8 protein-coding genes are annotated in these 12,075 nt (G+C 51.6%); all 8 read right to left on the bottom strand.

Annotated features, from left to right (window positions below):
* Window positions 1-265: 265 nt before the first annotated feature.
* Window positions 266-1,915, bottom strand: a complete 1,650-nt coding sequence (locus AAF564_22410) for a T9SS type A sorting domain-containing protein (GenBank protein MEM8488319.1) — start codon at window positions 1,913-1,915, stop codon at window positions 266-268.
* Window positions 1,916-1,972: 57 nt separating this feature from the next.
* Window positions 1,973-2,143, bottom strand: coding sequence for a hypothetical protein (locus AAF564_22405; protein ID MEM8488318.1), 171 nt, complete (start codon window positions 2,141-2,143; stop codon window positions 1,973-1,975).
* Window positions 2,144-2,272: 129 nt separating this feature from the next.
* A complete protein-coding gene (locus tag AAF564_22400) occupies window positions 2,273-3,913 on the bottom strand; it encodes a T9SS type A sorting domain-containing protein (GenBank protein ID MEM8488317.1) in 1,641 nt (546 codons plus the stop codon).
* A 205-nt stretch (window positions 3,914-4,118) separates the two neighbouring features.
* Complete coding sequence (locus tag AAF564_22395) at window positions 4,119-5,771, bottom strand: T9SS type A sorting domain-containing protein (protein MEM8488316.1); 1,653 nt, start codon at window positions 5,769-5,771, stop codon at window positions 4,119-4,121.
* Window positions 5,768-7,423, bottom strand: a complete 1,656-nt coding sequence (locus AAF564_22390) for a T9SS type A sorting domain-containing protein (protein ID MEM8488315.1) — start codon at window positions 7,421-7,423, stop codon at window positions 5,768-5,770. The genes AAF564_22395 and AAF564_22390 overlap by 4 nt, the downstream gene beginning before the upstream one ends.
* Window positions 7,420-9,087: a T9SS type A sorting domain-containing protein gene (locus AAF564_22385; GenBank protein ID MEM8488314.1), complete on the bottom strand. Its 1,668-nt coding sequence runs from the start codon at window positions 9,085-9,087 to the stop codon at window positions 7,420-7,422. Before AAF564_22385 ends, AAF564_22390 begins: the two co-directional genes overlap by 4 nt.
* Window positions 9,084-10,772 carry a T9SS type A sorting domain-containing protein gene (locus AAF564_22380; GenBank protein ID MEM8488313.1) on the bottom strand — a complete coding sequence of 563 codons (1,689 nt, stop codon included), beginning with the start codon at window positions 10,770-10,772 and terminating at the stop codon, window positions 9,084-9,086. The genes AAF564_22385 and AAF564_22380 overlap by 4 nt, the downstream gene beginning before the upstream one ends.
* A 29-nt stretch (window positions 10,773-10,801) precedes the next feature.
* On the bottom strand, window positions 10,802-12,075 hold a 1,274-nt coding region (locus AAF564_22375), incomplete at its 5' end, for a T9SS type A sorting domain-containing protein (GenBank protein ID MEM8488312.1).

Raw genomic sequence — 12,075 nt, 5'->3', positions numbered from 1 at the left:
TGTTTTCTAACACAGTGTTTTCTAACAACGTGTGTGCTTGAGCCCTGCGTTGGCTTGTGCCACCACTCATGTTCGGAGAGAAAATAACGATTATATTGCTCTTTATAAGTCTAACAGAGTCCCCGAAGAATCTGGGCTAGCATGGCGTGCGCATTACTACAACCCTTCAGGCAGGCAAGCTGGATACCGGATCAAGTCGGCATGACGTGAAGGGGAGGATTGATCTGCTATTACCACACACCTGCAACTTTGAACCTTCAACCCATCACTTGAGCAGCAACATCCGTTTGGTGAAGCGGAGGAAGTCGAGTTCTATGCGCGCAAGGTAGACGCCGGCGGGCAAACTGCCTGCATCAAATTCAGCGGTGTGGATGCCGGCTTCCTGCTGCGCATCCACCAGCAGCGCGACTTCGCGGCCGAACATGTCGTACACGGCCAGGCGTACCTGCATGATTTGCGGCAGGCTGTAGCGCAGGGTAGTCGATTGCGAGAACGGGTTTGGGAAGTTCTGGTCGAAACCGAGGACGTGGTTAACTGTGGGCAGTTGTTTTGTCACAAATTCCTCTCGGGTTCGTGGTGTATAAAGCGCTTCAGCAGTGCTACGAACGGCGCGTGTGTCTTTGCGCAACTGTGTAATAGCGTCCAGATTGCTCTCACCACGTGCCCAGATGATGGCAAAACGAACAGTGGTTGTGTCTCCGGGCTGCATTACAAAAGGACCCGTTGAGGTAATCAGTCTGCGATCTGACGGATCGTATGAATTACCGGCACCATCTCGATTAAACTCCGACCAGAAGGCACCGGTTACAGGATCTCCGGGTAAAAAGAAGCGGGTTGTTTTAAACGGCGGGACGCCATCAAGTCCATCGAGCCCTTCAATGACTGGACCCCCATATCTCCACTTTCCCTGCATGTAGTTGTAATATTCAGGGCCCAGTACTGGGTCCCCTTTGAGAGCGCTGCCTCCGTAGTATGTCATGACCGACGTTGTACCCAATTTTTCACCGGGCTCGTCTGCGAAGCCGTCTCGGTTGTTGTCCAGTCCGTCGTCCTCTGCTGCGATGGTCTCCAAAAATGTAGAACCAACAGCCGGGGGCGCAATGCCGTAGCCGTGAGGTCCTTCGTCGTCGTTATCGGCGTTATACGTAAATCCCAGGTGGATTAATGTATCGGAGCCAATGTAGTCGTCGTTAAGGTTGCCCAGATCGGCATCTGTGAATAACGTGAAATAGGTGTCCGTAACAGGCGCTGTATTTTTATTGATGATTTTGTATTCATAGAAGGTGAAATTGCCTACCACGCTGGGCGTTGTAAAAGCAAACGCGGAGGCATGCACTTCAATACCAATCGGCTCGCTGTCTGTAGCCTCATGGATATTGCCCCGGTCATTCATAATCCACCAGAGTCGCTGGTCGCCTAATAATGCCGGCAAATCACCGCCCGCCAGATTGTAGTTATTTGGATTGCCATCGCCGTCGATAACTGGGGCTCCGAGATGCCATGGCCAATTTTTCAAGTTCGTCGAGGTGCCCTCGCCATTGAGAAACGCGCTTATATCTTCGGTTCTGATTTCCCAGAGCTTGTCGTATAAACTACAATCAGCTGGTGGGTTGCCGGCCTCATCCAGTGGCCCTGCCCAAAACTCCCATGGGCCGTACCGCGAGGCTGCTACATGCAGTGAGCGGTTTATCTTGCCGCCGATCCAGATGCCGGAAGCAAAGAGTGCATTAGCGCCGTCAATTTCATATACAGGTGGATATCCCCGCCAGAAAAGTCCGCCGTTGTTGAGGATGCGCGCACGAACGTTGCCGGCGTCAAGCATTGCCTCACCCAGCGAGGGCTCACAGTCCCCAATCTGTGCGCTTGCCGTATACGGCATCAAAATGATGAGCAGAATCCAGTAGCGTGATTGCATGAAGAATACCAGGTAAGACTACTGGTAGAAACGTGATAGTGCCAGGTTGTGCGACATTCAAGCGGAAAGAATCGGGCGATGCTCACGTATGCTGGTGGCGTGTTTGGTTGTTTTGCCTATGGCCAGGATCAGCGTTCTGGAAACCAGACCAAGTCCGGCATGCCATGAAGGCAATGACATGACATCCTCCAACGTCATTCTGAGTCCCCGAAGAATCTGGGCTAGCATGGCGTGCGAATTACTACAACGCTTCAGGCAGGCAATCTGGATACCGGATCAAGTCCGGCATGTCGTGAAGGGGAGGATTGATCTGCTTAAACTATTACCACACACCTGCAACTTTGAACCTTAAACCCATCACCTGGTGATCACCATGCGCTTGGTGAACTGGAGGAAGTCGAGTTCGATGCGGGCGAGGTACATGCCGGCGGGCAAACTGCCTGCATCAAATTCGGCGGTGTGGATGCCGGCTTCCTGCTGCGCATCCACCAGCAGCGCGACTTCGCGGCCGAGCAGGTCGTACACAGCTAGCCGTACCTGCATCGGTTGAGGCAGGCTGTAGCGGAGTGTTGTGGACAGGGAGAAGGGGTTGGGGAAGTTCTGGTCAAAGCCGAGAAGGTAGTTACTCGGCTGGGGAATGGTGATGAAATCTTCTCGCGTTGGTGGACTGTACAAGCTCTCGCTCGCACTGCGTACTGCTTGCGTGTCTTTTCTTAAGACTGTAATGGAATCCAGGTTGTCTTCCCCGCGCGACCAGATTATGGCAAACCGGATGGTTGCTGTATCAGCGCTAGCCAGGGTAAAGGGGCCCGTTGAGGTGACAAGTGCTCTATCAAAGCTATTATTGGGGTTGCCTTGATTGTCGAGATTCTTTTCAGACCAAAAGGCCCCAGTCACTGGGTCGCCGGACCAATAGAAACGAGTTCTTTTGAAAGGTGAGATACCCCTACGTCCAGCAAGGCCTTCAATTAAGTGTCGGCCATCTTTCCATATTGCCTGCATGTAATTATGAAAGTGCTCGCTTGTAATCGGGTCTCCATTGACGCCGCCGCCTCCTGCGAGGTACATTACAGCATGCGTACCCAGTTTCTCGCCAATCTCATCGACTATACCATCGCGGTTGTTGTCGAGACCATCGTTTTCAGCCAGAATCGTTTCCAGGAAGGTAAACCCGATAGCCGGCGGTGCGTCGCCGTATCTTTCGTCGACGTTGTCGGCATTATATGCATACGCAAGATGGAGCAACGAATCAGATCCCACAAAATCATCAATGAAATAGCCCAGGTATATATCGGAGAATAGTCCAACGTGTGTTTCGGTGATCGGAGAAGTGTTTTTATTGATAATTTTGTATTCGTAAAAGGTAATGTTACCCAACGTGGCTGGGTTTGTGTAAGCAAACGCAGAAGCATGGACCTCGATTCCAAGCGGGGGACTCCCTGTTCGGTCGTGTGTATTACCGCGGTCATTCATGATCCACCAGAGGCGCTGGTCGCCAAGGAGTTCTGGGAGGTCACCTCCTTCGATATTGTAGTTGTTCGGATTGCCATCTCCGTCGATTACCGGTGCGCCCAATTGCCATGGCCAATTGTTCAGGTTACTGGAAACGCGCGCTTCGTTTATAAATGATTGGATGTCTTCCCTTCTAATTTCCCATATCTGGTCGTAAAGTTTGCAATCTGTTGGTGGGTTGCCAGCTGTATCGAGTGGGCCAGACCAGAATTCCCATGGTCCGTATAGGCTGGCAGCGGCGTGGATTGTATTGTCGATGAGGCCACTGATCCATATACCAGAAGCAAAGATGGCGTTGGCACCGTCAATCTCATATACATGCGGTGAGCCACGCCAGAAGAGTCCACCGTTGTTGAGGATGCGCGCGCGTACGTTGCCGGCATCGAGATAGGCTTCAGCAAGTGCCGGCTCGCAGGTGCCAGTTTGTGCTACTGCCAGGTGTGGCAGGAGTAAAAAGAGTAGAAAAGGCCAGTAGCTTTTTTGCATAGGAAATACCAGAAAGGTCTACTGGTAGAAACGCAAAAGCGCAAAGTTGAGCGACATGTATGCTACGGGGTGCTCGAAGATACTGGGTCCCGGATCAAGTCTGGGATGACGTGGAGGGGATGGCAGTGCTTAATACTGCCGACTAACGCCGGGCACCGCATGTGGTAGAGGTAAGAGCATAGCAAAAAAATCGGCATTCCAATCATCACCTGATGATCACCATGCGCTTGGTGAACTGGAGGAAGTCGAGTTCGATGCGGGCGAGGTACATGCCGGCGGGCAAACTGCCTGCATCAAATTCGGCGGTGTGGATGCCGGCATCCTGCTGCGCATCCACCAGCAGCGCGACTTCGCGGCCGAGTATGTCATAAACCGCTAAGCGCACCTGCATCGGTTGTGGCAGGCTGTAGCGGAGGGTGGTTGATTGGGAGAAGGGATTAGGGAAGTTCTGGTCGAAGCCGAGGACATAATTTTCTTCTGACGTGGGTATTAAGAAGTCATCTCTTATAGCAGGACTATATAATATCTCAGCTAAACTGCGGACTGCTTTTGTGTCTTTTTTTAATACGGTTACTGAATCAAGATGATCTTTCCCACGCGACCAAATTATTGCAAAGCGAATAGTTGCTGTATCAGCACTAGCCAGTGTGAAGGGGCCGGTTGAAGTAATAAGTTTTCGATCTGAACCTCTATTGGGTGTACCTTGGTTGTCGACATTAAACTCAGACCAATATGCGCCAGTAACAGGGTCGCCCGGATAAAAGAAGCGGGTAGTTTTGAAAGGCGCCAGGCCATCGTATCCGTACAATCCTTCTACAACAGGTCGCCCGTCTCTCCATTTAGCCTGCATGAGATTGTAGTAGTGCGCGCCGGCATAGGGATCCCCTGTTACACCACCACCTCCGTAGTAGTACATAACGGCATAAGTACCTAGTTTCTCTCCTATTTCATCGGTTACTCCGTCGCGATTGTTATCGAGCCCATCGTTTGCTGCCGAGATGGTTTCAAGAAAAGTGAAGCCGACAGCAGGTGGTGCTATGCTATAACCCTCATGTCCTTCATCGTCGTTGTCTTCATTGTAAGCAAACCCAAGGTGCAATAAAGAATCTGATCCAACAAAATCGTCATCAAAGTTGCCGAGGTCCATGTCCATGTATAGGCCTACGAAAGTGTCTTTAATATTCTCGGTGTTTTTGTTGATGATTTTATGCTCATAAAATGTCATGTTGCCAAGTGCTCCAGCATTGGTAAATGCAAAAGCAGAAGCATGTACTTCTATACCGAGCGGATCAGTGTCTGAGGCGTTATGCGTGTTTCCTCTGTCGTTCATGACCCACCAGAGCCGTTGATCTCCAAGGAGTTCAGGGAGATCGCCCCCTTCGAGATTATAATTATCCGGGTTACCATCTCCATCGATAACTGGGGCGCCGAGATGCCACGGCCAATTTTTTAGATCGTTGGAAACGCCCTTTCCGTTGACAAAAGCATCAAGATCTTCTGACCTGATTTCCCAAACTTTATCGTAGATTTTGCAATCAACGGGTGGGTTGCCAGAATCATCAAGGGGGCCAGCCCAGAATTCCCATGGGCCATAACTGCTTGCAGCAGCATGCACTGTATTGTTAATTAGGCCTGCGATCCAAAAGGTACCTGCAAAAATTGCGTTAGCATTTCCACCTTTTGGGACTTCGTACACATGCGGTGATCCGCGCCAGAACAACCCGCCGTTGTTAGGGATGCGCGCACGCACGTTGCCGGCATCGAGAAACGCTTCCCCTAGCGAGCCTTCACAGTTACCTACCTGCGCGTGCGCATCAAGCGCAAAAAACAGCAGTATGAACGGCAAACACCACTTCATCGTAATAGTACCATCCGCTTGGTGAACTGGAGGAAGTCTAGCTCTATACGGGCGAGATAGACGCCGGCAGGGAGGTTACCCGCGTCAAATTCAGTCGTATAGATGCCGGCTTCCTGTTGTGCATCTACGAGTAGCGCCACCTCTCGCCCTAGCATATCATAAACCGCTAAGCGCACCTGCATCGGTTGTGGCAGGCTGTAGCGGAAGGTGGTTGATTGGGAGAATGGGTTGGGGAAGTTCTGGTCGAAGCCGAGGACGTGGTTAGCCGGGGGCGGCTGTTCTATCGTAAAGTCATCCCGGGTTAGTGCCGAATAGAGTTCCTCGGCAGTGCTTCGAACGGCGCGGGTATCTTTTCTGAGCACCCTGATTGAATCAAGATGGTCTTCTCCTCGCGACCAAATGATTGCGAAACGCACTGTTGTGGTGTCTCCCGGCCGCATTACAAAAGGGCCTGTTGTAGAAATTAGTTTGCGGTCGTAGGGCTCGTGTGAATTTCCTTCGTTATCCCAATTGATTTCGGACCAGAAGGTACCGCTAAGCGGGTCGCCAGGAAGAAAAAAACGTGTTTTTTTATATGGTGGGACGCCATCGCGTCCTCGGCGGCCCTCAATGAGTGGGCGTCCATCATTCCATAGCGCTTGCATGTTATTGTAGTATTCTGAAGCGTTTCTCGGATTACCAGCCACGCCTGCACCTTTATGCCATGCCATGACGGAAGTAGTACCCAGTTTCTCATCCGGTTCATCTATAGATCCATTCCGGTTATTGTCTAGCCCATCTTCGTCTGCTGAAATAGTTTCTAGAAAGGTAAAGCCAATAGCTGGAGGTGCAATACCGTAACCATTATTGTACTGATCGTTGTTGTCAGCGTTGTAGGCAAACCCCAAATGAAGTAATGAGTCCGAGCCAATATAATCGTCGGCCCAGTTTCCTATCTCGACATCTGCGAATAACGTAAAGTATGTATCCTTGACAGGGGCAGTATTTTTGTTGATGACCTGATACTCGTAAAACGTCAAGTTGCCGAGCGTAGAGGGATGATCGAAGGCAAATGCTGAAGCATGTACCTCAATACCCAGCGGCTCGCTATCGGTAGACCGGTGGGCGTTACCCCTGTCGTTCATGATCCACCAGAGCCGTTGGTCGCCAAGAAGTGCTGGCAAGTCGCCTCCATCAAGGTTGTAGTTGTCGGGATTACCATCCCCATCTAAAACAGGCGCGCCGAGTTGCCATGGCCAGTTTTCCAAGTTGGTTGAAATACCACCACCATCGAGAAATGCCTGTATATCTTCTGTCCTGATTTCCCAGATATTATCATACAGTGAACAGTCGTCTGGTGGATTCCCTGCCTCGTCCAATGGTCCTGGCCAGAACTCCCAGGGGCCGTACCTTGAAGCTGCTACATGTAGTGAGTCGTTTATCAAACCACCGACCCAGATTGCGGCTGAAAAAATGGCGTTGGAACCACCGCCTTTGGGTACTTCATACACATGCGGTGAGCCTCGCCAGAAGAGACTTCCAGTAGTTAATATCCTTGCCCGTACGTTACCGGCATTGAGATAAGCCTCTGCGAGAGAAGTTTCGCAGTTACCTACCTGTGCATGCGCATCAAGCGCAAAAAACAGCAGTATGAACGGCCACCACCCTTTCATCGCATCAAGGTCATGCGCTTGGTGAATTGCAGGTAGTCGAGTTCGATGCGGGCGAGGTACATGCCGGCCGGTAGATTACCGGCTTCGAAGTTTATGTTATACGTGCCGGCAGCCTGACGCTGTTCGACCAGCGTCTGTACTTCCCTGCCCAGCATGTCGAACACTGTTAGCCTTACCTGCATGTCCTGGGGCAGGCTGTAACGGATGGTTGTGCTTTCAGTAAACGGATTGGGGAAGTTCTGGTCGAAACCAAGGACAAAGCCATTTATTGGTGCATTCCGTTTTTGCGGGCGCTCCGGCAGGTTGGCTGTGAAAAGCGCATCGCCGGTGTTGCGTACGCCTGTTACATCTTTCTTGAGCAACCTGACTGAATGTAAATGATCGGTGCCCTGCGACCAGACAATCGCCAACCGGATGGTTTTCTTTTCACCAGACGCAATATCAAACTGCCCCATGGTGGTTACCAGGTTGCGGTCATAAGGGTCGTTTGGGGTACCCAAATCATCCACGTTGAATTCACTCCAGAACGTACCCGTTACAGGATCGCCGGAATAAGCAAAACGCGTCGGCGTTAGCGGCAAATTGGAGGGAAAGCCCCAGCTCTCATACCCGCGGCCGCCTTTATACATTGTATCCCCGTATTCTAACCTGCCTTCCATCACGTTTTTATATCGATCAATCATATAGGGCTCTACGTTATATAACACGCTTGAAATGCCGACCATTTCGCCTTCTTCGTCTACGATGCCGTCAAAGTTGTTGTCAATGCCATCTGCATCGCCGGCAATGGTGGGCAGGAATGTAAAGCCGACAGCCGGCGGAATGATACCGACGCCACAACCATCATCGAGGTTGTCTGAATTGTAGGCATAGCCATACTGGAGTAGCGAATCAGAGCCAACGTAATCATCTGAGAAGTCACCGAGGTCTACGTCTGCAAACATGCTTACATAAGCATCTGTGAGGGGCTTGCTGTTTTTATTGATAATCTCGTACTCGTAAAACGTAAAGTTACCAAGTGGCCCGGGGTTGTTGAACGCAAAAGCTGAGGCATGCACTTCTATACCAATAGGTTCACTCACCGTTGATTCATGTTGGTTGCCCCGGTCGTTCATAATCCACCAGAGGCGTTGATCGCCAAGCAGTTCGGGCAGGTCGCCGCCGGCTAGATTATAATTGGTTGGGTCGCCGTCGCCATCCACAACAGGTGCCCCCAGCTGCCACGGCCAGTTTTGCAGGTTTTGTGAGATATGGCCGTCTGTGTAAAAGGAATCAATATCCGCTGTACGAATCTCCCATATGTGGTCAAAAGGTTTACAGTCAGCCGGCGGGTTTCCTGCTTCGTCCAGCGGCCCAGCCCAGAATTCTGCCCATCCGTAGCGGGTTCCGGCTGCGCGAAACTCGTCATCGATATTGCCACCAACCCAAAGCGAAGCTGCATAAATAGAATTGGCGCCAATTCCTTTAGGGGCTTCAAAATTGATTCCCGGCTCGTAGTATTCACCTGCATGTCCGCGAAACAGCCGTCCGTCGTTGGGGATGTAGGCGCGTACATTTCCTGCATCGAGATATTTGCCTGCCATAGACATTTCACAAGTGCCTTGTTGTGCAGTGGCCTCGGTGGCGCCCAGTAAAAAGAGGAATACAAAGAGGATTCGTTTCATCGGATCAGGGTCATGCGTCTGGTGAACTGGTTGCCATCCAACTGGATGCGTGCGAAGTAAATACCTGCGGGTAGGTCGCCGGCGTTGAAGTCAACAGTGTAGTTGCCGGCGTCCTGCTGTTGGTTCACGAGGTTCTGAACTTCGCGCCCTAGCATGTCAAAAACTGAAAGCCTGACAGCCATGCTGTGCTGCAGGGTGTAGTTAATGGTTGTCTGCTCTGTAAAGGGGTTTGGATAGTTGCTGTGTACGTCAGGTGAGAAGGTGGATTCGCTTTCTATTGGCGAATCTGTTGCTGATTCCTCCGCCCGCTGTTCAATCCCGAATAAAGCGTCGCTTTTAGCACGCAGGCTAGCTGTTTCGCGGAGGAGGAGGTCTACCGATTGCAGGTTTGTGCCAGCCTGGGACCATACGATGGCCATTCGAAAGTTGATTTTCTCTGCAGGCGCAAAATCAAAGCTGCCCATCGAGGTCACAACATTCCGATCACCCGGCTTGTTTGGGGTGCCGCGGTTGTCGCCATTTGCTTCTGACCAAAATCCGCGTTGGATAGGATTATTGGAAAATATGAACCGGGTTTCCTTTCTGGGCAGATCGTTGGGGAAACCAAATCCCTCTCGCCCCTGACCGCCAAAGAGAATCGGACGCTCGTCTTCCCACAGGCCCAGCATGATATTGCGGTACATCTCCTTGTTGTAGGGTTCTGCATTCGCAATGATGCTGCTTACGCCGAGCTGCTCACCAGGCTCATCAACAACGCCGTCAAAGTTATTGTCAACCCCGTCTTTTTCAGCCAGTTTGTCGGTAAACAGCGTGAAGCCAACTGCTGGTGGCGGGACGCCCCGTCCGCACAGGTTGTCATTGTTGCCACCGTTGTAAACATAGCCAACCTGGAGGAGGGAATCCGAGCCGGCATAGTCGTCTGAGGCGTTTCCGAGGTCGGCATCCGCAAACATACTGATGTAGGCATCGGTAAGCGGCTGGTTGCTTTTGTTGATGATTTTGTAGTCGTAAAACGTATAGTTTGGTAACACTTCTTTAGAAGATCCATCCCCTGAAAACGCAAAAGCGAACGCGGATGCGTGTACTTCGAGGCCTATGGGCTTAGTGTTGGATGATTCGTGTGTGTTGCCTCGGTCGTTCATGATCCACCAGAGGCGCTGGTCGCCGAGGAGTTCGGGCAAATCGCCCGCGGCAATGTTATAGTTATTCGGGATACCATCCCCATCAATAACCGGTGCGCCGAGGTCCCATGGCCAGTTTTGGAGATTCTCCGTTATCACGCCATACGTAGCAAATGTGTCAATGTCTGAGGACCTGATTTCCCAGATCTTGTCGTAGATGCTACAATCAGCTGGAGGGTTGCCATTTTCATCCAGAGGCCCCGGCCAAAACTCGAAAGGGCCATATCGGCTGGCCGCCATACGCAGTTCATCATCTACAAATCCACTAATCCACAAGCTGGCTGAGTACACGGAGTTTGCACGGATGCTAAGGGGTACCTGGTAGTTCAGATCAGGTCCGCCCTGAAACAACCCACCGTTGTTCAGGATGCGTGCCCTGACGTTGCCGACATCAAGAAATGCCTCTGCCATTGCCGGCGTGCACTGGCCCACGCGGTCTTGACTAAAGGCCGGCGTGGTGGCAAGGAGGGCGCCGAGAAAAAGGGCATAGATCTGCTTTTTCATGTCTGTGGTGGCTAAAATGTTGTGTGCTGCTAATCAACCAGCAACATGCGTTTTGTGAATTGAAGTTGATCTACCTGGAAACGAGCGAGATACACGCCGGCAGGGAGTACGCCGGCATCAAACTCCACGCTGTAGATGCCGGCGTCCTGCCGTTCCTCAACCAGTACAGCCACTTCGCGCCCGAGGATATCGAACACCGCGAGGCGAACCCGCATGGCTTGCGGGATGCTGTACCGGATTGTAGTTGACTTGGTAAAAGGGTTGGGGAAATTCTGGTCGAACCCGAGTACATGGTTTTCAGCCGGTACAGGGTCTTGTTGAGGAAACGGGTTTTCGCGGATGCTTGGTGAGAGAATGGCATCCCCTGCCTGATTTAGCGTTGCCACATCTAGCTTTAGTTTACGAAGCGAGTCCAGGTTGTCATCGCCCCGCGCCCAGATGACGCCAAATGCGATCTGCATGGTGTCACCGGGTGCGAGTGTAAATGGGCCGGTTGAAGCATGGAGCCGACGATCGGCTGGGTCAAGCACGAGACCTGCACCATCAGCGTTCCGTTCTGACCAGAACATGTTGTTTAGTGGATCTCCTGCCATGTAAAATAACGTTGTTGCTCCACCGGTTTGATGCCCAAAGAACCCTTCCTGCATAGGTTCGCCATCTCGCCAACGCCCGCGCGCGTAGTTGAAGATGTCCTGTGAATTCCGGGGGTCCCATGTTTTTTGGTGATTCATAATGACCGTGACTCCCAGTTCCTCCCCTGATTCATCGGTTTCGCCGTCACGATCATTGTCAAGCCCGTCATTTTCTGCCGGAGGCGTTTTTAGGAAGGTGAAGCCAACTGCTGGCGGGGCCGTGCCGTACCCTTCGCCACCTTCATCCTCATTGTCCGCGTTGTAATAGAATCCAAGCCCAAGCAGGGAGTCAGATCCTACATAGTCATCAGCAAAGTTGCCCAGGTCGCCATCCGTCCAGAACGTGAAGTATGCGTCTTCGATGGTTGTCGTGTTTTTGTTGATGAGTTGGTAGCTGTAAAATGTGTTGTTTTCAACAAGCTGTGGAAATTCGTAGCCGATCGCGGTACCGTGTACTTCAATGCCCAAGGGTTCACTGCCGAAGCGTTCATGCACATTACCCCGGTCGTTCATAATCCACCAGAGCCGCTGGTGGCCGAGTAATTCGGGAAGGTCACCGCCTTCGAGATTGTAGTTGTCAGGGATGCCGTCGCCGTCGATTATCGGCGCACCCAACTGCCAGGGCCAATTTTTCAGGTTTTCTGAAATGGTACCGAATTGAAATAAATCAT

This window comes from Bacteroidota bacterium, assembly GCA_039111535.1.
In the GTDB taxonomy this organism is placed as follows: domain Bacteria; phylum Bacteroidota; class Rhodothermia; order Rhodothermales; family JAHQVL01; genus JBCCIM01.
Note: the sequence above shows the minus strand (reverse complement) of the source record. Positions and strands in the feature narration are given on the sequence as shown.